Here is a 24,766-nt window from a genome sequence, read left to right as displayed (position 1 = left end):
CACCCGTGCCCCTCATGACACAGCACGTACGGGGGCGTTACGGGCACCCCCGTACGTGCTGGGTTCGCGGTCTTACTTGACTTCGTAGATCCAGATCTGGGCGTTGGCCAACTCGCCGTTCTGGCTCCACTTGTAGTTACGGGCCAGGCCGGGGCCGTCGTAGGAGCGCACGAACTCGAGCAGATCGGGGCGGGTGACCTTGCCGCCATCGATGCCCTTGGCCAGGATCGCGGTCAGGTCGTAGGCCTCCACCGAGTACACGCCGGGCGCCTGTCCGTTGAGCGCCTCGTAATCCTTGGCGAACTTCTCCGGAGCCGGACCACACGGGCAGGTGAGGCTCGCACCCTTGGCGGCACTGCCCGCCTGCGAGATGAACTGCGGGTCGTTGACGCCGTCCGGGCCGACGAACACGGCCTTCACGCCACCGGACTTCAGCTGCTGCGCCAGCGGCGCGCCCTCGGCGTAGTAGCCCGAGTAGAAGACCGCGTCCGGCGCCGCCGCCGCGATCTTGGTGACGGTGGCCGAGAAGTCCTTGTCACCCTTCTTGATGCTGGCCGAGCACGCCGGATCGGCGGCGGCGCCGAGGCCCTCGGTGACGCTCTTGGCCAGGCCGACACCGTAGTCGGTGTTGTCCTGCACCACGCACACCTTCTTGTAGCTCGCGGTGTTCACCAGGTACTTCGCCACCGAAGGACCCTGCACGTCGTCGTTGGCCAGGCCGCGGAAGAAGGTGGTCCAACCGTTCTGGGTCAGCGTCGCGTTGGTCGCCGACGAGGTCACCGACACCAGGCCCGCGTCGCTCAGAATCTGGCCGGTCGCCTTGGTCTCACCGGAGAACGCCGGGCCGACCAGGCCGATGATCGACCGATCGTTGACGATCTGCGGGATCACCTGGGTCGCCTTCTGCGGATCGCCCTCGGTGTCGAACTGCTTCAGCTCGATCTTGCAGCCCGGATTCGCCTTGTTGTGCTGATCCAGCGCCAGCTTCACACCGTTCACGATGTTGATGCCCAGCGCCGCATCCGGGCCGGTGAGCGCACCCGCCATGGCGATGGAGGTACCGGGAGCACAGGTGGCCTTGCCGTCACCCGCCGGATCGGCCGCCTTCGCGGGATCCGTCTTCGGCACTTCCTTACCGGCGGTGTCCACCTGCATGACCGGCTGAATGGACAGGCCCCCCGAACCGGTACCGGTCGCGCCCGAGCCGCTGTCGGTGGATTTGTCGCTACACCCGGTCAATGCGAGCGCGGCGGCAGCGCCGATCACCAATACGCTGCGCGTCGAACGACTGCGCCATGTCGAACTAAGCACGTCTCACCTCTACGTCCTGTGCTCCCCCGGCAATCCGAGGAGGCCGACCACGTCAGCCCGGTCAGAACATAGCGTTGGCACGTTAGATCCGCATCACATTCGCATCATGCAGATGACTTCGTGTCGAATTCTTTTTGGCGATCGTGTTTCCGGTGCGTAAATCTTTCCAGCCGACACCGGCCCGAGGGTGCGGCGCATCACTTCGGCGCCAGGTTCTCCAGCACCACCTCGGCAACGGCCTTCATCGTAGTCCGGCGATCCATCGCGGTCCGCTGAATCCACTTGAAAGCCTGCGGCTCGGACAAACCCTGGGTCTGCATCAGCACGCCCTTGGCCCGCTCCACCAGCTTGCGCGTCTCCAACCGATCGGCCAGATTCGCGACCTCGCTCTCCAGCGCGGTGATCTCGTGGAAACGGCTCGCCGCCAGCTCGATCGCAGGCACCAGATCCGACTTCGTGAACGGCTTCACCAGATACGCCATCGCGCCCGCGTCGCGCGCCCGCTCCACCAGGTCACGCTGGCTGAACGCGGTCAGAATCACCACCGGCGCAACACGTTTCGACGCGATCTCGGCGGCCGCGTCGATGCCGTCACGGCGCGGCATCTTCACATCCATGATCACCAGATCCGGCCGGTGCTCCACCGCGAGATCCACCGCCTGCTGCCCGTCCCCCGCCTCGCCGACCACCTGGTAGCCCTCTTCGGTCAGCATCTCGACCAGATCCATCCGGATGAGCGCCTCGTCCTCGGCAACGACGACCCGCTTCGCCCCCGCGTCCTTCTTCGTGGCGCCCCCGGCCGCAGTGCCGCTCATGCCTCCACCTCGCTGGTGCTCGGTTCCGGCATGCGCACATCGCGCTGGCACAGGATTCGCTCGCTGCGCTCACTCATAGGTAAGACCCCTCTGGTTCCGATGCCTGTCCCGACACGCACGAACAGGCCGAGGCCCACACGAACCCTGGCCTCGCCCCACCTGCATGCTGTCGAGTGATGTAAAGAGTACCTTTCAGTTCAGCCGACAACGCATATACCCTGCGTAAAGACGAAACTGTGGCGTACATGGCAACCCGTTCGCGGAAAGCCACACCGACCCGCTATAGTTCACACCCGGTGCGCCGGGTTGGCGGAACTGGCAGACGCGACGGTCTCAAAAACCGTTGTCCGAAAGGACGTGTGGGTTCGAGTCCCACACTCGGCACCAATGCTGGGTGAGCCCTGCTTGCGCGCTTCGCGGCTGCGCTGGGGCATTGGTGTTCGTGTTCATCTGGGGGTGCAACCCCCAGACCCCGCCCGGCGGGGCTGAGCCCCCCGGACCCCCCTTTCAGTGGTTACGTTCAGTGCGCCGGAGTCGGTGGTCGGTGGGTTGCGCTCGAAGGGGTGAGATCGGCGTTCGTAGGCGGGTCTCGGCTGGATGGGCGGATTCGCCGCCAGCCGCCCGGTTCACCGGCTGTGGTCCCGCTGTGCTGTCAGGAGTTCGTCACTAGCTCTCCGGCCCCCAGGAAAATCCAAGCCAACAGCAGCCACGGTGAAAGCGCCGCTGCGAGTGCGAGGGGTATCGACATACCTACCCCGAACGCGATCGCACCCTGCCATATCGTTGTCGCAGCTGTGACGATCCCGATGATCCAGGTCACCACTGGCACGGCGGCGAGTGCGAGCAACCAAAGTTGATAGCCGGTGAGGATCGTCTCGCGCCCGACCAGCCGGACCATGCGCTTGCCGGTCAGCACCGCGAGCGGGCCACCGAACTGGAAGCCGAGACCCGCCAGCACGAGCAGCAGTGGGACAGCGCTCACCAGTAATCCCACCCCGAAATCCCTCATCCTCCGAGAATTACACGTGCCGCCGCATACGTCGAGGTGCGTGCTCTCGAATACCCGGCTGCTCATACGGCTAGGCGCTGCGTTCGCCGCACGGCTCGGTGTCACCGGAGTGTCACAAGTACCGCAAACCCTTCCGGACAACCGGATACCGAATCACCACGTCACGAGTTCGGGTGCAGGCCAGGGCGAATATCCCGGAGCGGTCTCGGAAAGTGTGGTGGCGTTGGGGATTTCCGTCCTTCACGTTCGAATCGGACCTCGAGTGAAAATCCAAACCTGTTGTCCTGCGCGGATTCTCGGCGGTGCGGCAGAAGGGTGCGCTATTGGCGTTGGTGCTTGCCTGCCGATCGGAAAGGGGAACCACGACTTCGCCGCGTGACGATCGCGTACCGACGATCTGTCATTGGCCGCCAACGCTTTGGCGAGGACTGCGCGTCGGGATCGGCGGGCCGGGATGCTGTCCGCCGCGACCGCGGCGGGTCCATAGGACATGCAGCCTGCCTTGCTGAACCGAAGGTCGGGCTGGAACGTACTTCGTAGGTGGGCGCAATCGTGCGCGCCGGTGCGGAGGTTTCTGTATGCGGGTGAACAGGACGACCGTCGACCTGTCCGGCTATCCGGATCTCGTGGTCATCTACCTCGGGATGCGGGTGCGCAGGCCGCGGGGCATGGTGCGGCTGCTCGGGCTGGGTCCCAAGCTCTATCGCTCGCATCGGGACCGGCCAGAGGGACTGCTGCTGCACGAGGACGTGGTGTGGGGGTTGTTTCCGCCGCACTGGGGAGCGCGGCAGTACTGGCGCGATCTGGACAGCCTGGAGCGGTGGACGCGGTCGGAGCCGCACCGGGACTGGTGGGCGAAGTTCCTGAAGGACTCCGGCGGGACGGGATTCTGGCACGAGGCGTACTTCGCGCGCGGCGGCATCGACGCGATGTACGACGACATGGCGCCCGCCACCGGAATGGCCAGGTTCGCGCCGGTGATCGCCTCCCGCGGCCCGATGTTCTCCACCCGCGGACGGGTGTACGGCGAAAACGCCGAAGTGGCGCCGGTGATCACCGAAAACACTTATTACCGAAACGAATCCGAGTGAGTAGTCACACAATCGTCAACGGCAAGTGGATGATTGAAGGTCGAAACAGCTGGGTAAGTTCTGCGTTAAGCCCGGCGCTCGATCGTGACGTGCATCGAGAATCCGCCTGAATACCCGGGTGAGCTTTGTGTACGGCGCGCGACAGCCAGATGAATATGTGTCTGCGCACCTGTGATTCCGGCACGGCCGACTTCTGGTTCGCGACCGGCCGAATTACCGTAGCCACATGCACGTCCTGTTCGTCTGCAACGGCAATGTGTGCCGTTCGGTGATCGCCGAGCGGCTCACCCGCGCGCTCGCCGTCGAACACAACTTCGCCGGCCTCACCGCCGAAAGCGCGGGCACCCGTGCGCTTGTCGGCTTCCCCATCGAACCGCTCACCGCGCAAACCATTTCCGGTCTCGGCGCGGACCCCAACGGCTTCCGTGCGCGCAAACTGAAGCCGGAACTGATCGACCGCGCCGACCTCGTGCTAGCGATGACCGAACAGATCAGGGACCAAGCCGCCGACATGGCCTTCGGCGCCGCCTCCCGCACCTTCACGCTGCTGGAGGCGCACCGGATCGCCAAGGTCACCGGTGCACGCACGGTCGCCGACTTGCACCTGGCTCGCAACGATCTCTCCATCGTCGGCCGGGAGAACATCGGCGACCCGGTCGGCCTGTCCGAGGCCGCCTACTGCGAGGTCGGCGATCGCATCGCCGAGGCGTTGGTGCCGCTGATGCTGACGCTGGCGCCGCACGCCCAGACCCGTCCCGACGACGACCAACGCACCGGTCTGGTGGTGCAACCGGGCGCCGCACCCGCGCCGCTCTCGGCATTCCTGGCGGCGCAGCGCATCCGGTGACCGCCGCGCAACCGGGACGTGGCGGACAAACCGCGCCCGGCTATGTCGCCCATGCCCACCGAGGGATTACACTCCCCGCGGACAGCATTCGCCGTTGATGGTTCGACACAGACAGGAATCAGACATGCCGAGAATCTCGGATGTTTCGCTTCATGTTTATGTGACGCCGGAGACCCTCGAACGCGTCGTCGAGACGGTGCGCGCGGTGGTGGACGACCACCTGCACGACCGCGACGTCTTCGCGTGGCGTTTCACGTTGCCGGTCGAGCCGGAGGACCCGGCCCACGTTCTGCTCGAAACCCAATGGCGCGTAGACCATCCCGGCCAGGAGCCGGACGCGCGCCGCACCTACGAGATCGCGCTCAGCCTGGTCGGTGCGCCGCGCGATCTGACCGCCCCCGGCCTGGCCGCCCTGGAACGCCGCCTGATGATCGAAACATCCTGCGGCATAGATGATCCGGACGTGCCGCGCACGATCAGCACGCAGCGCAGGGACAGTTTCGATTTCGAGATCGAGCGGGAGATCCTGTAGCGCCCAGGCTGTTTCGGCGTGGGCGCTCGCTTCGTCGGCGGACGGGGTTCAGCCGCGCGACGGGAAGTGGCGGATGACGCCCTCCTGCACCGTGGTGGCGAGGAGTTCACCGCTACGCGAATAGAACCGACCGGTGGCCAGGCCGCGCGAGCCCGCGGCGACCGGGGACTCGGTGGCGTACAGGGCCCAGTCGTCGAAGCGGAACGGACGGTGGAACCAGATGGAGTGGTTCACCGTGGCCGCGATGATCCGGTCCAGTCCCCAGGAGAGCCCGTGCGTGGTGATGATCGAGTCGAGCACCGTCGTATCGGACGAATAGCCCAGCGTCGCGACGTGGATCAGCGGATCGTCGGGCAGCGTGCCGTCGGCGCGCATCCACACCCGGTTGTGGTTGAGCCGCTCCCCTGTGCCCTTCATGATCCAGGCGGGATCGTTGGTGTAGCGCATGTCGATCGGATGCGGCGCGTTGACGAACATCTCCAGCTTGTCCTCCAAGCCTTCGAAGCTCTCCTCGATGCGCGGCAGCTGCTCGGGGTCCGGCACCTCGGGATGAGGGTGGGCATGCTCGAGGCCCTTGCCCCAGTCCTGGAAGGCGGCCAGCATGACGAACAGCTCCTGATCGTCCTGCACGGCGGTGACCGTGCGGTTGGCGAAGGAGCGGCCGTCGCGGTGCCGGTCCACCCGGTACTCGATCGGCTGTTTCGGATCGCCGCCGCGCACGAAATGCGCGTTCACGGCGTGCACGGGCCGGTCGCCCACGGTGCGACCGGCCGCCATGATCGCCTGCGCGACCAGCTGTCCACCGAAGGTCCGGCTCCAGACCTTCTCCGGATGGTGGCCGACGAAGACGTCGGTGTCCATCTGCTCGAGATCGAGCAGACCGAGCAGCACATCCAGATCGGACCGCTTCGTCGGCTCTTGGGTGCCGACGGGGCCGCCTAGCGAAGCACTCACGCTAATGGTCCTCCTCACCGATACGGTGCACGTGGATCAGGTTGGTGGAACCGACAGTACCGGGCGGGGAGCCCGCCACGATGACGACCAGGTCGCCTTTCTTGTAACGGTCCATCGACAGCAGCGACTGGTCCACCTGGTGGATCATCGCGTCGGTGGTCTTCACCGTCGGGACGATGAAGGTCTCGGTGCCCCAGGTCAGCGCGAGCTGGCTGCGCACCTCGGGCAGCGGGGTGAAGGCGAGCAGCGGCAGCGGCGTGTGCAGCCGGGCCAGCCTGCGCACGGTGTCGCCGGACTGGGTGAACGCCACCAGCGCCTTGGCGTTGAGCCGCTCGCCGATGTCGCGCGCCGCGTAGGAGATGACGCCGCGCTTGGTGCGCGGCACGTGGGTCAGCGGCGGCACCCGGGTGGAGGACTCGGCCTCGACCGCGTGCACGATGCGGGCCATCGTCCGGACCGTCTCGATCGGGTACGCGCCGACGGAGGTCTCACCGGACAGCATCACCGCGTCCGCGCCGTCGAGCACCGCGTTGGCCACGTCGGAGGCCTCGGCGCGGGTCGGGCGCGAGTTCTCGATCATCGACTCCAGCATCTGGGTCGCGACGATGACCGGCTTGGCGTTCTCCCTGGCCATCTGGATGGCCCGTTTCTGCACCAGCGGCACCTGCTCCAGCGGCAGCTCGACGCCGAGATCGCCGCGCGCGACCATGATCGCGTCGAAGGCCAGCACGATCGCCTCGAGGTTGTCGATGGCCTCGGGCTTCTCCAGCTTGCCGATCACCGGAACGCGACGGCCCATCCGGTCCATCACGTCGTGCACCAGCTCGACGTCGGAGGGCGAGCGCACGAACGAGAGCGCGATGAAGTCCACGCCCAGCTTCAGCGCGAACTCCAGGTCCTCGATGTCCTTCTCGGAGAGCGCGGGCACCGACACGTCCATGCCGGGCAGCGAGACGCCCTTGTTGTTGGAGACCGGTCCGCCCTCGGTCACCCGGCAGACCACGTCGTTGCCCTCGACGCTGGTGACCGTCAGGCCGACCTTGCCGTCGTCGACGAGCAGGCGGTCGCCGGGCTTGGCGTCCTTGGACAGCTCCTTGTACGTGGTCGAGACCCGGTCGTGAGTGCCGTCGATGTCATCGACGGTGATGCGCACTTCCTCCCCGGTCGCCCACACCGTGCGGCCCTCGATGAACCGGCCGAGCCGGATCTTGGGACCCTGTAGATCGGCCAGAATGCCAACCGCTCGGCCGACGTGGTCCGAGGCCTGGCGCACCTTCTTGTAGTTCTCGGCATGGTCGGAGTGCTCGCCATGGCTGAAATTCAGGCGAGCTACGTCCATACCGCTCTCGACGAGTTCGCGGATACGGTCCTCGGTGGCAGTGGCCGGGCCGAGCGTGCACACAATCTTCGTCCGTCGCATCACGAGTAGAGCGTAGTCCTGCTCAGTGGTACGGGCCTGTCGTGGTGTCGGTGAAGACTTGGTGAACGGGTCCTCACCGGGCGACGTGGCGGGAAAGGCGCGTCTCCAGGCGTGTCTGACCGAAGCCGAGGATCAGGCAGATCACCCAGTAGTAGAGCGCCGCGACCCCGTAGAGGGCGAAGAAGTCGAAGGTCGGCGCGGCCGCAAGCTGCGCGGTGCGCAACAGTTCGGTTACCAGGATGGTCGAGGCCAGCGAGGTGTCCTTGACGAGCGAGATGAGCGTGTTCGACAGCGGCGGCACCGCGATCCGCGCGGCCTGCGGCAGGATGATCAGCCGCAGCATCATCGGATACGACATGCCGAGCGCCTGCGCCGCCTCCCACTGCCCGTGCGCGACCGACAGGATCGCGGCGCGCACCACCTCGGCCGCGTAGCCGCCGACGTTCAGGCTGAACGCGATCACCGCCGCGGGGAACGGATCGATCACGATGTCGAACTGCGGCAGCGCGTAGAACACGATGAACAGCTGCACCAGCAGCGGCGTGCCGCGGATGATCGAGATGTAGAAGCGCGCGGGCGCGGACAGCAGCCGGCTCGGCGACATCCGCGCCAGCGCGACGAACAGCGCGAGCGCCAGCCCGATCACGAAGCTGATGGCGGTGAGCGGGATGGTCTTGGTGACGGTGGCCTCCAGCATCGGCCACAGGTTGTGCCAGATCAGCTCCCTGGTCGCGGCGTCCACGAGCGGTTATTTGCTGACGTCGACGCCGAAGTACTTGTCCGAGATCTGCCCCAGCCTGCCCTCGGCGCGCAGCTCGTCCAGCGCCCGGTTCACCTCGGCGATCAACGGATCGCCCTTGCGCGCGGCGAAGCCCATCCTGCTGGTCTCGCCGGTCTGGGCGGCGATCCTGACCGACTTGTCGCCCGAGGTCTTGGCGTACTCGTTGAACACCAGGTTGTCGTTGATCGTGCAGTCGACGCGGCCGTTCTTCAGCAACTGGATGGCCTGCACCCAGCCCTCGACGGCCTCCACCTTCGCGCCCGCGCCCGTGGCGACCGCGCCCCAGTTGCTGGTGGCGGACTGCGCTGAGGTCTTGCCCGTGAGATCGGCGAGCGAGCTGATGGCGGTGTTGTCGGCGCGAGTGACGATCACGCCCTCAGAGGTGGTGTACGGCTGGGAGAGCTCGTACTTGTTCTTGCGTTCCTCGGTGATCGAGACCTGGTTGGCGACCAAGGCAAAACGCTTGGATTCCAGGCCTGCGAAGATCGCGTCCCACGGCGTCTGCACGAATTCGACCTTGCGGCCGAGCTTCTCGGCGACGGCGCGGACCACCTCGACGTCGTAGCCGGTGAGCGCGCCGTCGGCGCCCTGATAGCTGAACGGCGAGTAGGTCCCCTCGGTGCCGACTTTCAGTACGTTCGGGTCGTCGCCGCTGCCGCAGGCGGTGAGGCCGGTGGCGGCGACGATGGCGAGCATGACGACGGAGAACAGCTTGCGACGCACGAAATCCCTCTCTCCGGTGCGGAGAATGCCCACACACGACACACAGATCAGGCCAAAATTACGCCCGTTGCGGGCTGCTGCACAGTATTCCGCTCACCGTGCGCGAAAGGATCGCATCGCGAAAACGCGAAGGGCGCCGCCTGTTCGGCGACGCCCTTCGGAGCGTGGGTCAGTCCCGCAGCGGTCGCCCGTTGGCGTCGGGGACCTTGCCGGTCAGGATCATGATCCCGTCGATGAGCGACCAGATGCCGCAGCCACCGCAGGTCACGATCTGCAAGATGCCGATGGTCGTGTAGCCCAGGTAGAAGCGACCGATACCGAGGGTGCCGACCAGCAGCTGCAGAATGCCCGCGATCATCTTCTGCTTGTCGGACAGCGGCACGCCGAAAGCGTCACGGCCGTACGGTGCGTCCGGATCGGCCGGGTTGTAGCCCTGCGGCTGCGGCTGGCCGTACGGCGCCGCGGGCGGGTAGCCACCGGGCTGCTGTCCGAACTGCTGCTGGCCGTACTGGTCGGCGGGCTGGCCGTACTGCTGCTGGCCCGACGCGTCCTTGTTCAGGTCCGGACCCGTACCCGGCGGGCCGTACTGCGGGCCGCCGAAGCCCTGGTTGTTCTGGTAAGGGTCGGTCACTTATGTCCTCCTCATCAAGTGGGCACCCATTGCTGGCCCCCGGTTCGTCGATCGCCTCGACGGGCACGCCCGCGACGATCACCGGACATTCTTGCCGCAATCGACCGGTTTTGTCGCCCCGGCGCTTCTAGGCGCGGAGTCCGAAGAACGGAATTCTTCGGACTCCGCATCGTTATCGCGCGCGGTGGCGGATGTGTTGCCGTCGCGCGCGGTCGATTTCGCGCGGCGGCTACTTGCCCTTGTCCGCCGTGGTCTTCTCGGCCGCTACGCCGGACTTAGGTTCCTCGGCGGAGTCGTCGTCCGCGTCCGGCGAATCTTTCACCGCCGCCGTGGACTTCGGCTCCGCCTCCGCGGTGTCGGATTCCTCCCCCGCGCTCGCGGCGGACTTCTCCGGGGGCACCGTCACTGCCTTGTCGGAATCGTCGTCGACGGATTTCTCCGACGCCGCCTTCTCGGATCGATCCGACTCGTCCGCCGAGTCTGCCTCGTCCGCCGGGTCTTTCGCGGACACCTCGCTCTTGTCCAGCGTCACCGCGGTCGCGGTCGACGCACCCGCGGCGCGCAGTGCGCCGATCTGCCACGGCCACGGGCGCTTCATCGCGCCGGGCTGCAATTGCTCGGCGGTCTCGCGGCCCTTTGTGGCGAACACGAAGTAGGCGATGGCCGCGAGGAAGACCAGCGCCGAGGTGAACGAGTTGATGCGGATGCCCGCGATCTTGGTGGCCTCGTCGTCGCGCATCAGTTCGACGAAGAACCGGCCGAAGCTGTAACCCGCCACGTAGAGCGCGAACAGGCGACCGTGGCCGATCCGCCAGCGCCGGTCGATCTGCACCAGCAGCACGACGACCACCAGGTTCCAGACCAGCTCGTAGAGGAACGTGGGATGCACGATCTTCTCGACGACGCCGTTGGAGATGCCGTTCATCGGGTCGGGATCACCGTTGGAGTCGAACCGCGGGTAGATCTCCAGACCCCAGGGCACGGTGGTCTCCCGGCCGTAGAGCTCCTGGTTGAAGTAGTTGCCGAGGCGGCCGATCGCCTGGGCGAGCAGGATCGGCGGCGCGATGGCGTCGCCGAAGGCGGGCAGCGGGACTTTGTACACGCGGCAGCCGATCCAGGCGCCGATGCCGCCGAGGAACACCGCGCCCCAGATGCCGAGGCCGCCCTGCCAGATGTAGAGCGCCTCGATCGGGTTGGCGCCCGCGCCGAAGTACTTCTTCCAGTCCGTCGCCACGTGGTAGAGGCGACCGCCGATCAGACCGAACGGCACCGCGAACATGGCGACATCCAGCACCGTGCCCGCTTGACCGCCGCGCTCCTGCCAGCGCCGCTCGCCCCACCAGATGGCGACGACGATGCCGAGGATGATGCACAGGGCGTAGGCCCGCAGCGGGATCGGCCCGAGTTGCCACACGCCTTGCGGGGGGCTGGGGATATAGGCCAGCACATCGCTTCGTAACGTCACGGGGCCACCGTAGCCGAGGGCACTCGCGCGCTCTTGACGGACTCCGCCCGACAGCGCCTTCCGACGCCGGGAGGTGCTACGAGACGACGGTCGCCGAGCGCACGCCTTCGGCGAGTTCCCTTGTCAGCGCGCGCACCGCGTCCAACCCGTGCGCCGCGGCGGTGACCAGCGCCGAACCTACGATCACGCCGTCGGAGTAACTCGCGATCTCGGCGGCCTGGACGCCGTTGCGGACGCCGAGACCGACGCCGATCGGTATGTCGGAATGAGCACGGATGCGGGCGCACAGCGCGGGCGCCGCGGCCGACACCACGTCGCGCGCGCCGGTGACGCCCATGGTCGAGGACGCGTAGATGAAACCGCGGGACGCCTCGAGCGTCTTCACCAAGCGCTCTTCGGTGGAGGACGGCGCGACGAGGAAGATGCGGTCCAGATCGTGCGCGGCCGAGGCGACGAACCAGTCGTCGGCCTCCTCCGGAATGAGGTTCGGGGTGATGATGCCCGCGCCGCCGGCAGCGGCCAGGTCGCGCGCGAAGCGGTCGACGCCGTACTGGAGCACCGGGTTCCAGTAGCTCATCACCACGGCCTTGCCGCCCGCCTCGGCGATCGCCTCGACCACCGTGAACACGTCACGCACCCGCACGCCGCCACGCAGCGCCTGCTCGGCGGCGGCCTGGATGGTCGGGCCGTCCATCACCGGATCGGAGTAGGCGACGCCGACCTCGATGATGTCGCAACCGGATTCGACCATCGCGCGGCACACCTCGATGGAACCGGCCAGATCGGGGTAGCCCGCGGGCAGGTAGCCGATCAGCGCGGCCCTGTTCTCCGCGCGCGCCGCGGCGAAGGTGTTGGCGAGGCGGGACTGCTGGCTCACGACTCGGTCTCCTGCGGTACGTCGAACAGCCCGAACCAGCGGGCCGCGGTGTCCATGTCCTTGTCGCCGCGGCCGGACAGGTTGACCAGGATGATCGCGCCGGGGCCGAGTTCCTCGCCCAGCGTCAGCGCGCCCGCCACGGCGTGCGCGGACTCGATCGCCGGGATGATGCCTTCGGCGCGGCTGAGCAGCAGCAGCGCGTCCATGGCCTCGGTGTCGGTGATCGGCAGGTACTCGGCGCGGCCGATGTCCTTGAGGTAGGCGTGCTCGGGACCGACGCCCGGGTAGTCCAGGCCCGCGGAGATCGAGTGCGATTCGATGGTCTGGCCGTCCTCGTCCTGCAACAGGTACGAGTAGGCGCCCTGGAACGCGCCCGGCGTGCCGCCGGTGAACGTCGCGGCGTGCCTGCCGGTGTCGACGCCGTCGCCCGCCGCCTCGTAGCCGATCAGCCGGACGGCCGGATCATCGAGGAAGGCGTGGAAGATGCCGATCGCGTTGGAGCCGCCGCCGACGCAGGCGGTCACCGCGTCGGGCAGCCTGCCAGTCAGCTCCTGCACCTGCTGGCGCGCCTCGAGGCCGACGACGCGCTGGAGGTCGCGCACCATGAGCGGGAACGGGTGCGGGCCCGCCGCGGTGCCGAAGCAGTAGTAGGTCTGCTCGGCGTTGGTGACCCAGTCGCGCAGCGCCTCGTTGATGGCGTCCTTGAGCGTCTGCGAACCGGTGGTCACCGAGATGACCTCGGCGCCGAGCAGCCGCATGCGGGCCACGTTCAGCGCCTGGCGGGCGGTGTCGACCGCGCCCATGTAGATCACGCAGTCGAGACCGAGCAGCGCGCACGCGGTGGCGGTGGCGACGCCGTGCTGGCCGGCGCCGGTCTCCGCGATGACGCGGGTCTTGCCCATCCGCTTGGCGAGCAGCGCTTGGCCGAGCACGTTGTTGATCTTGTGCGAGCCGGTGTGGTTCAGGTCCTCGCGCTTGAGCAGGATGCGGGCGCCGCCCGCGTGCTCGGCGAGCCGCTTGCACTCGAACAGCGGCGACGGGCGTCCGGTGTAGTCGCGCTGCAACCGGTCCAGCTCGTCGAGGAAGGTGTGGTCGGCGCGGCACTTCTCGTACTCGGCGGTGACCTCCTCGATCACCGCCATCAGCGCCTCCGGCACGTGCCTGCCGCCGTAGACGCCGAAGTGACCGCCGAGATCCGGTTCGTGCGCGCTCGGGTGAGCGACGCCCGCACTGGCCTGGGGTAGCGCGTTCACCGCCATCACCGGCCCCGCCGAGCCGGCTTGGGGCAGGACGGGTGGGTGCCGGCGGTCACCAGCTCGGACACCGCGGCGCGCGGGTCGCCGCTGGTCACCAGACCCTCGCCGACCAGGACCGCGTCCGCGCCCGCGCCGGCGTAGGCCAGCAGGTCGGCGGTGCCGCGGATGCCGGACTCGGCGATCCGGATGACCTCGGTGGGCAGGCCGGGGGCGATGCGGGCGAACACGTCGCGGTCCACCTCGAGCGTCTTGAGGTTGCGGGCGTTCACGCCGATCACCGACGCGCCCGCGGACAGCGCGCGGTCGGCCTCCTCCTCGGTGTGCACCTCGACCAGCGCGGTCATGCCGAGCGATTCGGTGCGGTCGATGAGCGCGGACAGCACGTCCTGTTCGAGCGCGGCGACGATCAGCAGGATGACGTCGGCGCCGTGCGCGCGCGCCTCGTGGATCTGGTAGGGACCGACCACGAAGTCCTTGCGCAGGATCGGGATGTTCACGGTGGCGCGCACCGCGTCCAGGTCGTCGAGCGAACCGCCGAAGCGGCGTCCCTCGGTGAGCACGCTGATGATGCGGGCGCCGCCGTCCTCGTAGGCCTTGGCCAGGCTCGCGGGGTCCGGGATGTCGGCCAGCGGTCCCTTGGACGGGCTGGCCCGCTTGACCTCGGCGATGACGCCGATGCCGTCTTCCAGGAGCGCGGCGCGCGCGTCGAGCGGGGCGGGCGCTGCGGCGGCTGCGGCCTTGATGGCCGGGAAGTCCACCAGGGCTTCCCGAGCGGCCACATCCGCGCGGACCCCGTCGAGAATCGAGTCGAGTACCGTCATCTGGCTCGAATCCTTTCTGGGGAGACGGACTTGCTGCCTGAGAATCCCCCCAGGCGCTGTCTCACCGATGCTGACAAAGAATAAATGGCTGTACCTCTTGTCTTGCGGCCGGGGTTCAGCTCAGCGGCCGACCGGCGGTCACGCCGCGCGGGGAACCCACGGGGCGCGGTGCGGGCGGTCACGTCAGCCCGCACCACCGTCCACCGCCCGGTCATGTGAGTTCGACTCGCCGGAATCGGGCTCGGCTCCGTCGCCCGCGGCAGGCCTCGTGCCGTTCCGCGAATCCGGCACCCTGCCATTATGGGAATTCGATACCGCGCCCGGCGTGTCGTCGGTCGGGTCGGTACCCGCGTCCAGCGCGTCCCACAGCACCCGTTCCGAGAGTTGCCCCGAGGTGTCCGCGGCGCGTTGTTTGGTCACTTCCTCGGTGGCGGCCTCGCGGCGCACCACCGGGCTCTCGTACTTGCCGGAGAGCCTGCCCGACTCCCTCGGCATCCGCGCCAGCAACACGCCCGCCGCGAACGCGGCGAGTGCCGCGGCCATCGTGAGGACCGCGGGCAACGGCGCGGTGGTCACCTCGGTGACCGTGGCGCGGCCCGGCAGCTCGGCCAGCGCGGCGGCGCGTTCCTCGGTCGCGCCCTGACCGGTGAGCAGCGCGAAGGCGGGCACCGCGGTCACCGCCGCGACGAGCGTGACTAGCACGCCGACCATCCGCCGCAGCCATCCCTTGGTGGCCAGCAGCGCGGCGATGGCCGCCAGCAGCACCAGCGCCAGCGGGGTGAGCGCGCCGAACCAGACGCCGCCGTTCAGTTCGTCGGTGCGCGGTTCGGTGAGTCCGTCCGAGGACGACACCGTCACCCAGGTCAGTCGCGAGGAGCCCCACATCAGCGCCGCGGCCAGCGCCAGCAGCACGATGGCCCCGATCGGATACCTGCGCCCCTCGGCGCGGCGAACGGGCGCGACCGCCTCGGCGGCCGGGGACTCGCCGGTCTCCGCCGAGGCGCGCTGATCTCGTTCCGATTCCGCGCCGGTCATCGGACGCCGCCCGGATCCGCCGATAGGTCGGCGCCGTAGGCGCGCACGGTCTGGGCGGCGGCGACGGCCTTCAGCACCGCCATCGCCTTGTTGCGCGATTCCACGTCCTCGTAGTCCGGATCGGAATCGGCGACCACGCCCGCGCCCGCTTGGACGTAGGCGATGCCGTCCTTGAGCAGGGCGGTGCGAATGGCGATCGCGGTGTCGGCGTCGCCCGCGAAGTCGAGGTAGCCCACGACGCCGCCGTAGACGCCGCGCCGGGTCTGCTCCAGTTCCTCGATGAGCTCCATCGCCCGGACCTTCGGCGCGCCCGACAGGGTCCCCGCGGGGAAGCACGCGCTCACCGCGTCCAAGGCGACCTTGCCCGGCTTCAGCCGTCCCGACACCGTGGACACCAGGTGCATGACATGGCTGTAGCGCTCGATGTGCCGGTACTCGGTGACGCGCACCGTGCCCGGCTGGCAGACCCGCCCGAGGTCGTTGCGGCCGAGGTCGACGAGCATCAGGTGCTCGGCGTTTTCCTTCTCGTCGGCCAGCAGCCCCTTCTCCAGCAGCAGGTCGTCCTCCTCGGTGGCGCCGCGCCAGCGGGTGCCCGCGATCGGGTGCGTGGTGGCCACGCCTTCCTTCACGGTCACCAGCGATTCCGGGCTGGAGCCGACGATCGAGAAGGCCGTGCCGCCCTCGCCGTCGGGGACGTGGATCAGGTACATGTACGGGCTCGGGTTGGAGGCCCGCAGCATCCGGTACAGGTCGATCGCCTCGCCGCGATAGTCCATCTCGAACCGCTGGGAGAGCACGACCTGGAACGCCTCGCCCGCCTCGATCTCCTTGACCAGCCTGCGTACGCCGGCGCCGAACTCGTCGGAGGTGCGCTGCCTGCGGTACTGCGGCTCGGGCTGGTCGAAGACCGAGACGGTGGACGCGGCAGGAGCGGCCAGCGCTTCGGTCATCCGGTCCAGGCGGGCGACCGCGTCGTCGTAGGCCTCGTCGACGCGGTCGGACGTGCCGTTCCAGTTCACGGCGTTGGCGATCAGCGTGATGGCGCCCTCGTGGTGATCGAAGGCGGCCAGATCGGTCGCGAGCAGCAGCACCATCTCGGGCAGCTGGAGATCGTCGACGGCCGAGGAGGGCAGGCGCTCGATCCGGCGCACCGCGTCGTAGCCGAGATAACCGACCATGCCGCCGGTGAGGGGCGGCAGGCCCGGCAACCGCTCGGTCTGCAGCAGCTGCAACGTCTCGCGCAGCGCGACCAGCGGATCGCCGCCCGACGGGGCGTCTACGGGGATGTGGCCGAGCCACGCCGCCTCGCCGTCGACCACGGTGAGCGCCGACGGGCTGCCCGCGCCGATGAACGACCAGCGCGACCAGGACCGTCCGGTCTCGGCGGACTCGAACAAGAAGGTGCCAGCCCGATCGGCGGCCAGCTTGCGATAGGCCGACAGCGGAGTTTCGGAGTCCGCCAGCACCTTTCGGGTCACGGGGACCACCCGATGCTCCGCGGCGAGCAGATGGAACTGTTCGCGGGTCGTGGTGGTGGGAGTGGACGCGCCAGGCATTACTCCATCATCCCAGGGCGGACACCCGCGCTGCGCCCGGCCCGGTGCAAGGCCGCCTCGGGCCCGGTCGGCAAGCGCGCAGCGTCCGATCGGACGGTACCGAGCGTCCAGTACGCCCGGTACTGTCCCTGCTATGCAGAAAGGCCAGAGCGCCCCGCAGTTCGAGCGCCCCGACCAGTCCGGCACCCTCCGCTCCCTCGACGAGTTGCTCGCCGACGGACCACTGGTGCTGTTCTTCTACCCGGGTGCGAACACCCCGATATGCACCGCCGAGGCCTGCCACTTCCGGGACCTGTCCGCGGAGTTCGCCGCGCTCGGCGCCTCCTGCGTCGGCATCAGCACCGACGCGGTGGACACCCAGGCGGGTTTCGCCGCCAAACAGGGCCTCGGTTATCCGCTGCTCTCCGACACCGACGGCGCGGTCGCCGCGCAGTTCGGGGTCAAGCGCGGCCTGCTCGGCAAGCTCGCGCCGGTGAAGCGGCAGACCTTTGTCATCGACACCGACCGCACCGTGCTCGCGGTGATCGCCAGCGAGTTGCGGGCCAACGCGCACGCCGACGAGGCGCTGAGCTTCCTGCGCGAACGGGTCCGCTAGGCGAAACCCCGCTCCGCCTCGTCGGGAAGCGCTGACGAGGCGAAACGCCGACCGCGCTGCGGTACCGAGACCGTCCGGTCGACCTACGCTGAAACCATGACTTCGAGCGAGGTTCGGCCGGACGGCAAATCCAGCGCGACAGTCTGGCGCAATCGGATCATCGGCGGCGTGGTGCTCGTCGTGGTCCTCTTCGTCACCTATCTGGTCCTGGCCGCGTTCATTCCGCGCTGGTGGGCGCAGCGGATCGCCGAAATGGTGAGCGGCAGCTTCAGCAAGGGCATCGGCTGGGGATTCTTCTTCGGCGCGGTGTGCACCATCGTTCCGCTGTTGCTGTTGCTTTTCGCGGTGCTGATGTGGCGCAAACGGGCGGGCAAGTTCCTGGCGGGCGCCGCGGTGGTACTTGCCGTGCTGCTGGCGATACCGAATCTGATGACGCTGTCCATCGTGCTCGGCAACAGCAGCGCCGCGCACGCGGGCGAGCGCGTCCTCGACGTGGACGCGCCTGCGTTCCGCGGCGCCTGTCTCGCCGGCGCGATCATTGCGGCGCTGGTCTTCTCCGGTGTGGTGTTCTTCGTGGTGCGCCGACAGATGCGCCGCAAGAAGGCCGCCCAGCAGATCGCCTCCGCGCCACCCGCCGCCGCCCCGACGCCCGCCGCGCGGGACACGACATCGACACGCCACCACCATTTGTGAATGAACTCACGACATCGAGGATCCGTATGACCGCCGAGCGAAGTCGTGGCAAACTCGTTGCACGCGAGTGACTGTGAATTTGCTTTTTCACTGATCAATAGGCTCCCTAACTACCCACGTCACTTGGCTCGAAAGAAGGCGCATAGTGACGAAGTGGCTGGATCCCGTGGAACAACGGGCATGGCGTGCGGTCGTGGCGCTGATGACGCGGCTGCCGAGCGCCTTGGACACCCAATTGCAGCGTGAATCCGGGGTCACGCATTTCGAGTACTGGGTTTTGACCTTGCTTTCCGAGGAACCGGGGCATCGACTCCAAATGAGTGAGCTTGCCCACAAAGCAAATGCATCGCTATCACGCTTGTCGCACGTGGTGTCGAAGCTGGAGCGGCTGGGCTGGGCCCAGCGCTCGGCAACGGTGGGCCGGCGCGGCGTGCAGGCGGTGCTCACCGACGACGGTTACCTCAAGGTCGTCGAGGCGGCGCCGGGATATCTGGACGCGGTGCGGCGCTTGGTGTTCGACGAACTGGACGCCACCCAGAAGGACCAACTGGCCGACCTCAGCGAGATCCTCGCCCAGCGCCTCCCCGAGGCGGTGAGCCGGCTCGCGCCGAGCGTCGACGGCGCCGCGCGAGGCGACCGGTCGAGCGACTGAGCGCGCGTCCGGCCGTGCCGATCAGGGCGTACCTCCGCCTTCGCTCCGGCCATGCGCGGTCTTCGGACGGACTACGTCCGGCAGCGTCGTTCAGGGTTCGCCGAGCAGCAGGTCGGAATCGAAGCAGGTGTGGGTCCCGGTGTGGCACGCCGCGCCCTCCTGGTCCACGACGAGCAGCACGGTGTCGCCGTCGCAATCCAGCCGCACCTCGTGCACGTACTGGGTGTGGCCGGAGGTCTCGCCCTTGACCCAGTACTGCTGCCGCGAGCGCGAATAGTAGGTCGCCTTGCGGGATTCCAGCGTGCGGGCCAGGGCTTCGTCGTCCATCCAGGCGACCATCAGCACATCGCCGGTGCCGCGTTCCTGCGCGACGGCGGCCACCAGACCCGCGTCGTTGCGCTTGAGACGGGCGGCGATGGCGGGGTCGAGTGTCATGCCACCGTTATAACAGGGCCGTCGCCGCGTCGGTCCGGCGCGTGCGGCGCAGCGCTCCGAGGACCTCCCAGGTGCGCCGCTGGTCCTCCGGCGTGGTCAGATCCGTCTGCGTGAAGATCACGTCGGTCGCGCCTGCGTCGAAGTATTCCGCGACGCGCGAAGCGATCACGGCCTCGTCGCCGATGACGACCAGATCCGCCGCACGCCGCGCCCCGGACAGTTCGACGATCCGCCGATAGGACGGAATGTCGTCGTGCCACACCGATGCTCATGGCTCGGCCAACCCACGCGGCCGCGAGGCGATTCCGGCCCGGCCGATTCCCGCCAGCACCCGATCGGCGTGGCCGCGGAATCAGCGAACGACGATGTTCTCCGCGCGCATGGCATCCTTGACCTGTCCGATGGTGAGGTCGCCGAAGTGGAAGACGCTCGCCGCGAGCACGGCGTCGGCGCCCGCCTGCACCGCGGGGGCGAAGTGCTCGACGGCCCCGGCGCCGCCGCTGGCGATCACGGGAACCGAGACGGCGGCCCGGACCGCGCGGATCATCGGCAGGTCGAAACCGGTCTTGGTGCCGTCGGCGTCCATCGAGTTCAACAGGATCTCGCCGACGCCCAATTCGGCGCCGCGCATCGCCCATTCGATGGCGTCGATGCCGGTGCCCCGCTTGCCGCCGTGCGTGGTGACCTCCCAGCCGGAGGTGGTGTCGGGCTCGCCGTCGGGCACGGTCCTCGCGTCCACCGAGAGCACGATGCACTGCGAACCGAATCGCTCGGACATCTCCCGCAGCACCTCGGGACGGGCGATCGCCGCGGTGTTCACCGAGACCTTGTCCGCGCCCGCGCGCAGCAGCCGGTCCACGTCCTCGACGGTGCGCACGCCGCCGCCGACGGTGAGCGGGATGAAGATCTGCTCGGCGGTGCGGGTCACCACGTCGATCATGGTGCCGCGGTCGCCGGTGGAGGCGGTGACGTCGAGGAACGTCAGTTCGTCGGCGCCCTGGGCGTCGTAGGTCGCGGCCAGCTCGACGGGATCGCCCGCGTCGCGCAGGTTCTCGAAGTTGACGCCCTTGACCACCCGGCCCGCGTCCACGTCGAGACACGGAATCACGCGTACGGCCAACGTCATCGGCTCATCCTTCCTCGGCGGTCGACGGATCGGCGACCGTGCAGATCATCTCGAGCAGTTCTTCGTGCACCCCCGGCGCCGCCGCGAGCACCGACCCGGAGGTGATGGTCCACGGCTCGCCCGCCAGGTCGGTCACCACGCCGCCCGCGGCGCGGACCAGCGCGACACCCGCCGCGTTGTCCCACGCATGGTGGCCGAACACGATCGCGCCGCCCAGCACCCCGGCGGCGGTGAAGGCCAGGTCGATGCCGGTGGACCCGTGCATCCGCACCCGGGAGGAGAGCCTGCTCAGCGGACCGAGCAGATCGAATCGGAAGCGGCCGGGGATGCGGCCCGCGGAATCGACGTTGAACGCGCCGAATCCGATCATCGAGTCGGCCAGTTTCGCGGGCGGCAGCGGCGCCAGCGGTTTGCCGTTGAGCAGCACCGGCCCGCCGCGCACCGCGGCGTAGCGCTGGCCGAGGATCGGCAACCAGGTCAGTCCGAGCACCGGTTCGCCGTCGCGCACCAGCGCGAGCAGCATGCCCGAGAGCGGATGACCCGAGGAGTAGTTGAAGGTGCCGTCGATCGGGTCGAGCACCCACGCCGTGCCCGAGGTGAGCTGCGGACCGCCGAATTCCTCGCCGTGCACCTCGATTCCGGTGCGCGAGGCCAGGCCCTCGGAGATGGTGCGTTCCAGCTCCAAGTCGAGTTCGGTGGCGAAATCGTTGCGGCCCTTGGTGACCGCGCTCGGCGCGCCGAGACCCTCGACGAAACGCGCACTGGCGTCGTCGAGGATCTCGCTCGCGACGGCGAGCAGCTCGGGAAGCTCTGCGATCGGGTTGGCAGCCATCGGTTTCGGTATCAGCGCACCGCGGCCAGCGCCTCGGGCAGGGTGAACCGGCCCGCGTACAGCGCCTTGCCGACGATCGCGCCCTCGACGCCCTCGGGAACCAGTCCGGAGATGGCGACCAGGTCCTCGACGGTGGACACGCCACCGGAGGCGATCACCGGCGCGTCGGTGGCCGCGCACACGTCACGAAGCAGGTCCAGGTTCGGGCCGGTCAGCGTGCCGTCCTTGGTGACGTCGGTGACCACGTAGCGCGAGCAGCCGTCGCGCTCCAGACGCTCGAGCACCTCCCACAGGTCGCCGCCGTCGCTGACCCAACCGCGGCCGCGCAGCCGGTGTTCGCCGTCGATGATGCGCACGTCGAGGCCGACCGCGATGCGCTCGCCGTGCTTGGCGATGGCGCGGGCGCACCACACCGGGTCCTCCATCGCGGCGGTGCCCAGGTTGACGCGGGCGCAGCCGGTGGCAAGCGCCGCCTCGAGGGAGTCGTCGTCACGGATGCCGCCGGACAGCTCGACCTGCACGTCGAGTTCGCCGATCACCTCGGCGAGCAGTTCACGGTTGGAGCCGCGGCCGAACGCCGCGTCCAGATCGACCAGGTGCACCCACTCGGCGCCCGCCTCCTGCCAAGCCAGTGCGGCGTCGCGAGGCGAGCCGTAGCTGGTCTCACTGCCCGCCTCCCCCTGCACCAGGCGCACGGCCTCTCCATTGGCGACATCGACGGCAGGTAGTAGCACAAGACTCACTCCGAGCAGCATAGTCGCCCGCTCCCCGCGCCCCACCTCCGGCCTGCGGAAACGCGGTGCGGGTCAGGATCGCGAGTGATCATCCAGTATGCGAGCGAGCAGACCGACCAGCTGGCGGCGCTCGGCGGCGGAGAGCGCGGCGAGCAGCTCGTCCTGGGCGGTGTCCAGGCGCACGTCCAGATCGTCGAGATGGCGCGCGCCGGGGCGGGTGAGGGTGACGATGTTGCGGCGGCGATCGCCCGGGTCGGGGCTGCGTTCCACGAAACCGCGGTCGGCCAGGTCGTTGAGGGCCGCGACGATGTCGCTGCGGTCGATGCGGGTGCGGCGGCCGAGATCGGCTTGGCTCGCGGGACCGAACTCGCGCAGCGTCGCGAGCAGGGCGTAGTGGTGCCTGCGCGATCCGGTGTCCTCCAGTGCCCGTTCCGTCGCCCGGTCGGCCACCAGGGCCACCTGGTTGATCAGCCGGGTGGGCAGTGCGCGCAGCCTGCCCGCGGCGCCGTCGTGCGCGATCTCCATGGCACCAATCTAGCAACCCACTTGTTGGCGCGACCCACGTTTGTTATCGTTGGCTTCACCAACGTTGGAGAGACCAACATATAGTTCGAAAGGCCATCGCCATGAAGAAGATCCGCCTCGTCCTCCCGCTCGCCCTGCTGCCGATCGCGGCGCTGGCCGCTTGCTCGTCCACCGCCGCCGCCGACGACGTCGAGCGGCGGGAAATCCGAGAACTGGTGGACCGCAACCAGATCAGCGCGCTGGTCGACCGCCTCGGCCGCACCCTGGACGACGGGACCTTCGAGGACTTCCGGGAGATCTACACCGCCGACGCCAGCGCCACCACGCCCGGCGGCACCGCACAGGGCGTCGCCGCGATGATCGCGCAGGCCGGGCGAAGTCACTCCGCCGACAAGAAGATTCAGCACTTCATCAGCAACGTGATCGTCGACCTGCGCGGCGACGCCGCCGCCGTACGCGCCAACCTGCTGGCCACCTTCGCGCCGGTGGTCGAGGGCACGCTCACCGAGCCGAAATACACGCTCGGCGAGATCTACCAGTTCGACGCTGTGCGGACTGCGGAGGGGTGGAGGCTCTCCCGGGTCCAGAGCACACCGCAGTGGGCGATCGGCACTCGCTTCTAGGCCATTCGACTACCGTCGATCTGGCTCGACCACCGTTCGACTATCGACGGAGAGAAATGGTGGCCGGGAAGTCGACAGGCCGGGGTTTCGCTGAGAATTGCACGCCCAGCGCCGATCGGACCGCATGCCGGAGGGCACGCGGTCCGATCGGCCGGGCGTGGTTCAGAGGGAGTCGATCCAGTTGCGCAGGAGGTGGGCGCCCGCGTCGCCGGACTTCTCCGGGTGGAACTGGGTGGCGGACAGGGCGCCGTTCTCGACCGCGGCGAGGAACGGGACGCCGTGCTCGGCCCAGGTGAGCTTCGGGGAGGCGAAGTGCTCGCTCGGGGGGAGATCCCAGGTCTGTGCGGCGTAGGAGTGGACGAAGTAGAACCGGGTGTCTGCGTCCATGCCCTTGAACAGCACGCTGTCGGACGGGGCCGACACGGTGTTCCAGCCCATGTGCGGCAGCACCGGCGCGGACAACCGCTCCACCACGCCGGGCCATTCGGCGCACCCGTCGGTCTCCACGCCGAACTCGACGCCGCGCTCGAACAGGATCTGCATGCCGACGCAGATGCCGAGCACCGGACGACCACCCGCCAGGCGCTGGCCGATGATGCGCTCGCCACGCACTTCGCGCAGTCCCGCCATGCAGGCCGCGAACGCCCCGACACCGGGCACCACGAGACCGTCTGCGGCCAGCGCGATCTGCGGGTCGGCGGTCACCTCGACGCGCGCCCCAGCCCGGACCAGCGCCCGCTCGGCGGAGTGCAGGTTGCCGGAGCCGTAGTCGAGCAGGGCGACGGATTTCGTTGTCACAGCGTTCCCTTCGTCGACGGCACGCCGCTCACCCGGGGGTCGAGTTCGACGGCGGCCCGCAGCGCCCGCGCCACGGCCTTGAACTCGGCCTCGGTGATGTGGTGCTGATCGCGGCCGTAGAGCACCCGCACATGCAGCGCAATGCGGGCGTTGAGCGCGATCGACTCGAAGACGTGCCGGTTGAGCACGGTCGAATACGGCGCGCCCGGTTCCGAGCGGCCGCGCACGGGACTGCCCGGAATCACCGCGTGCAGCAGGTGTTCCGGTTCGCCGGTGTGCACGCAGTACGGCCGCCCCGACACGTCGACCGCCGCGTGCGCGAGGGTCTCGTCCATCGGGATGAAGGCGTCGCCGAAGCGCCGGATGCCGGACTTGTCGCCCAGCGCCTTGCCGAGCGCCTGCCCGAACACGATGGCGGTGTCCTCCACCGTGTGGTGCGCCTCGATCTCGATATCGCCCTCGGCGCGCACGGTCAGGTCGAAGCTGGCGTGCGCGCCCAGCGCGGTGAGCATGTGGTCGTAGAACGGGACGCCGGTGGAGATCTCGGTCTTGCCGGTGCCGTCCAGATCCAGTTCGACGACGATGCTGGATTCCTTGGTGATGCGCTCGACCCGCGCGGTCCTGTTCAT

Annotated in this window: 29 protein-coding genes and 1 tRNA gene; 8 read left to right on the top strand and 22 right to left on the bottom strand. The window is 68.5% G+C overall.

Going from position 1 to position 24,766, the window contains the following annotated elements; all coding sequences use genetic code 11:
* Window positions 1-72: 72 nt before the first annotated feature.
* Window positions 73-1,149, bottom strand: a complete 1,077-nt coding sequence (locus AC3EO7_RS24170; RefSeq protein WP_431970823.1) for a branched-chain amino acid ABC transporter substrate-binding protein — start codon at window positions 1,147-1,149, stop codon at window positions 73-75.
* A gap of 359 nt (window positions 1,150-1,508) precedes the next feature.
* Entirely contained in the window at window positions 1,509-2,126 is a 618-nt protein-coding gene (locus AC3EO7_RS24165; RefSeq protein WP_431970688.1) for an ANTAR domain-containing response regulator, read from the bottom strand.
* Window positions 2,127-2,426: 300 nt separating this feature from the next.
* Between AC3EO7_RS24165 and AC3EO7_RS24160 the strand changes: the two genes are divergently transcribed.
* A tRNA-Leu gene (locus AC3EO7_RS24160) sits at window positions 2,427-2,513 on the top strand.
* A 265-nt stretch (window positions 2,514-2,778) separates the two neighbouring features.
* Here the strand turns inward: AC3EO7_RS24160 and AC3EO7_RS24155 are convergent.
* Window positions 2,779-3,135, bottom strand: coding sequence for a hypothetical protein (locus AC3EO7_RS24155; protein WP_431970687.1), 357 nt, complete (start codon window positions 3,133-3,135; stop codon window positions 2,779-2,781).
* Window positions 3,136-3,713: 578 nt separating this feature from the next.
* On the opposite strand from AC3EO7_RS24155, the gene AC3EO7_RS24150 reads away from it, so the two are divergent.
* From AC3EO7_RS24150 to AC3EO7_RS24140, 3 genes are all read left to right on the top strand, one after another.
* Window positions 3,714-4,226 (top strand): monooxygenase family protein, encoded by a 513-nt coding sequence (locus AC3EO7_RS24150; RefSeq protein WP_435592454.1) that lies wholly within the window; start codon window positions 3,714-3,716, stop codon window positions 4,224-4,226.
* Between the two features lie 226 nt (window positions 4,227-4,452).
* Window positions 4,453-5,073, top strand: a complete 621-nt coding sequence (locus AC3EO7_RS24145) for an arsenate reductase/protein-tyrosine-phosphatase family protein (protein ID WP_435592453.1) — start codon at window positions 4,453-4,455, stop codon at window positions 5,071-5,073.
* A gap of 124 nt (window positions 5,074-5,197) precedes the next feature.
* Complete coding sequence (locus AC3EO7_RS24140; protein ID WP_431970684.1) at window positions 5,198-5,605, top strand: hypothetical protein; 408 nt, start codon at window positions 5,198-5,200, stop codon at window positions 5,603-5,605.
* Between the two features lie 48 nt (window positions 5,606-5,653).
* Here the strand turns inward: AC3EO7_RS24140 and AC3EO7_RS24135 are convergent, their stop codons facing one another.
* From AC3EO7_RS24135 to AC3EO7_RS24085, 11 genes are all read right to left on the bottom strand, one after another.
* A complete protein-coding gene (locus AC3EO7_RS24135) occupies window positions 5,654-6,466 on the bottom strand; it encodes an acyl-CoA thioesterase (RefSeq protein WP_431970822.1) in 813 nt (270 codons plus the stop codon).
* A 94-nt stretch (window positions 6,467-6,560) separates the two neighbouring features.
* Complete coding sequence (gene pyk / locus AC3EO7_RS24130; RefSeq protein ID WP_431970683.1) at window positions 6,561-7,982, bottom strand: pyruvate kinase; 1,422 nt, start codon at window positions 7,980-7,982, stop codon at window positions 6,561-6,563.
* A 70-nt stretch (window positions 7,983-8,052) separates the two neighbouring features.
* Window positions 8,053-8,721 (bottom strand): amino acid ABC transporter permease, encoded by a 669-nt coding sequence (locus AC3EO7_RS24125; RefSeq protein WP_431970682.1) that lies wholly within the window; start codon window positions 8,719-8,721, stop codon window positions 8,053-8,055.
* A 6-nt stretch (window positions 8,722-8,727) separates the two neighbouring features.
* Window positions 8,728-9,483, bottom strand: coding sequence for an amino acid ABC transporter substrate-binding protein (locus AC3EO7_RS24120; protein ID WP_435592452.1), 756 nt, complete (start codon window positions 9,481-9,483; stop codon window positions 8,728-8,730).
* Between the two features lie 169 nt (window positions 9,484-9,652).
* The gene (locus AC3EO7_RS24115) at window positions 9,653-10,114 is read right to left on the bottom strand and encodes a TM2 domain-containing protein (RefSeq protein WP_357459972.1); all 462 of its coding nucleotides are present in this window, start codon (window positions 10,112-10,114) and stop codon (window positions 9,653-9,655) included.
* A 229-nt stretch (window positions 10,115-10,343) separates the two neighbouring features.
* Window positions 10,344-11,579, bottom strand: coding sequence for a prolipoprotein diacylglyceryl transferase (lgt, locus tag AC3EO7_RS24110; protein WP_435592451.1), 1,236 nt, complete (start codon window positions 11,577-11,579; stop codon window positions 10,344-10,346).
* Window positions 11,580-11,655: 76 nt separating this feature from the next.
* The gene (gene trpA / locus AC3EO7_RS24105; RefSeq protein ID WP_435592450.1) at window positions 11,656-12,456 is read right to left on the bottom strand and encodes a tryptophan synthase subunit alpha; all 801 of its coding nucleotides are present in this window, start codon (window positions 12,454-12,456) and stop codon (window positions 11,656-11,658) included.
* The gene (gene trpB, locus AC3EO7_RS24100; protein WP_435592449.1) at window positions 12,453-13,715 is read right to left on the bottom strand and encodes a tryptophan synthase subunit beta; all 1,263 of its coding nucleotides are present in this window, start codon (window positions 13,713-13,715) and stop codon (window positions 12,453-12,455) included. Before trpB ends, trpA begins: the two co-directional genes overlap by 4 nt.
* Window positions 13,715-14,533 (bottom strand): indole-3-glycerol phosphate synthase TrpC, encoded by an 819-nt coding sequence (gene trpC, locus AC3EO7_RS24095; protein ID WP_431970678.1) that lies wholly within the window; start codon window positions 14,531-14,533, stop codon window positions 13,715-13,717. The genes trpB and trpC overlap by 1 nt, the downstream gene beginning before the upstream one ends.
* Window positions 14,534-14,716: 183 nt before the next feature.
* Complete coding sequence (locus AC3EO7_RS24090) at window positions 14,717-15,568, bottom strand: TIGR02234 family membrane protein (RefSeq protein WP_431970677.1); 852 nt, start codon at window positions 15,566-15,568, stop codon at window positions 14,717-14,719.
* Window positions 15,565-17,124 (bottom strand): anthranilate synthase component I, encoded by a 1,560-nt coding sequence (locus AC3EO7_RS24085; RefSeq protein WP_431970676.1) that lies wholly within the window; start codon window positions 17,122-17,124, stop codon window positions 15,565-15,567. The genes AC3EO7_RS24090 and AC3EO7_RS24085 overlap by 4 nt, the downstream gene beginning before the upstream one ends.
* A 133-nt stretch (window positions 17,125-17,257) precedes the next feature.
* On the opposite strand from AC3EO7_RS24085, the gene AC3EO7_RS24080 reads away from it, so the two are divergent.
* The 3 genes from AC3EO7_RS24080 to AC3EO7_RS24070 all read left to right on the top strand — a co-directional run bounded on the left by AC3EO7_RS24080 (window position 17,258) and on the right by AC3EO7_RS24070 (window position 19,064).
* Window positions 17,258-17,719: a peroxiredoxin gene (locus AC3EO7_RS24080; RefSeq protein WP_435592448.1), complete on the top strand. Its 462-nt coding sequence runs from the start codon at window positions 17,258-17,260 to the stop codon at window positions 17,717-17,719.
* Window positions 17,720-17,815: 96 nt separating this feature from the next.
* Window positions 17,816-18,412, top strand: a complete 597-nt coding sequence (locus tag AC3EO7_RS24075) for a permease (RefSeq protein WP_431970674.1) — start codon at window positions 17,816-17,818, stop codon at window positions 18,410-18,412.
* Between the two features lie 202 nt (window positions 18,413-18,614).
* Window positions 18,615-19,064 carry a MarR family winged helix-turn-helix transcriptional regulator gene (locus AC3EO7_RS24070; protein WP_431970820.1) on the top strand — a complete coding sequence of 150 codons (450 nt, stop codon included), beginning with the start codon at window positions 18,615-18,617 and terminating at the stop codon, window positions 19,062-19,064.
* A gap of 90 nt (window positions 19,065-19,154) precedes the next feature.
* Here the strand turns inward: AC3EO7_RS24070 and hisI are convergent, their stop codons facing one another.
* The 6 genes from hisI to AC3EO7_RS24040 form a co-directional block, all read right to left on the bottom strand.
* The gene (hisI, locus tag AC3EO7_RS24065; RefSeq protein WP_431970673.1) at window positions 19,155-19,499 is read right to left on the bottom strand and encodes a phosphoribosyl-AMP cyclohydrolase; all 345 of its coding nucleotides are present in this window, start codon (window positions 19,497-19,499) and stop codon (window positions 19,155-19,157) included.
* Window positions 19,500-19,506: 7 nt separating this feature from the next.
* A complete protein-coding gene (locus AC3EO7_RS24060; RefSeq protein WP_431970672.1) occupies window positions 19,507-19,761 on the bottom strand; it encodes a hypothetical protein in 255 nt (84 codons plus the stop codon).
* A gap of 90 nt (window positions 19,762-19,851) precedes the next feature.
* Window positions 19,852-20,625 (bottom strand): imidazole glycerol phosphate synthase subunit HisF, encoded by a 774-nt coding sequence (gene hisF / locus AC3EO7_RS24055; protein ID WP_431970671.1) that lies wholly within the window; start codon window positions 20,623-20,625, stop codon window positions 19,852-19,854.
* Window positions 20,626-20,629: 4 nt separating this feature from the next.
* On the bottom strand, window positions 20,630-21,457 hold the full coding sequence (locus tag AC3EO7_RS24050; RefSeq protein ID WP_435592447.1) for an inositol monophosphatase family protein: 828 nt from the start codon (window positions 21,455-21,457) through the stop codon (window positions 20,630-20,632).
* Between the two features lie 11 nt (window positions 21,458-21,468).
* Window positions 21,469-22,200, bottom strand: coding sequence for a bifunctional 1-(5-phosphoribosyl)-5-((5-phosphoribosylamino)methylideneamino)imidazole-4-carboxamide isomerase/phosphoribosylanthranilate isomerase PriA (gene priA / locus AC3EO7_RS24045; RefSeq protein ID WP_431970669.1), 732 nt, complete (start codon window positions 22,198-22,200; stop codon window positions 21,469-21,471).
* Window positions 22,201-22,263: 63 nt separating this feature from the next.
* A complete protein-coding gene (locus tag AC3EO7_RS24040) occupies window positions 22,264-22,716 on the bottom strand; it encodes a MarR family winged helix-turn-helix transcriptional regulator (protein ID WP_431970668.1) in 453 nt (150 codons plus the stop codon).
* Between the two features lie 101 nt (window positions 22,717-22,817).
* Between AC3EO7_RS24040 and AC3EO7_RS24035 the strand changes: the two genes are divergently transcribed.
* Window positions 22,818-23,339, top strand: a complete 522-nt coding sequence (locus AC3EO7_RS24035; RefSeq protein ID WP_431970667.1) for a nuclear transport factor 2 family protein — start codon at window positions 22,818-22,820, stop codon at window positions 23,337-23,339.
* A gap of 162 nt (window positions 23,340-23,501) precedes the next feature.
* On the opposite strand, the gene hisH is transcribed toward AC3EO7_RS24035, so the two are convergent.
* A complete protein-coding gene (gene hisH / locus AC3EO7_RS24030; protein ID WP_355004130.1) occupies window positions 23,502-24,137 on the bottom strand; it encodes an imidazole glycerol phosphate synthase subunit HisH in 636 nt (211 codons plus the stop codon).
* Window positions 24,134-24,766, bottom strand: a complete 633-nt coding sequence (gene hisB, locus AC3EO7_RS24025) for an imidazoleglycerol-phosphate dehydratase HisB (RefSeq protein WP_431970666.1) — start codon at window positions 24,764-24,766, stop codon at window positions 24,134-24,136. The genes hisH and hisB overlap by 4 nt, the downstream gene beginning before the upstream one ends.

Source organism: Nocardia sp. bgisy118 (genome assembly GCF_057708605.1).
The sequence above is the reverse complement of the archived record's forward strand: the minus strand, read 5'-3'. Positions and strand labels throughout refer to the sequence as shown.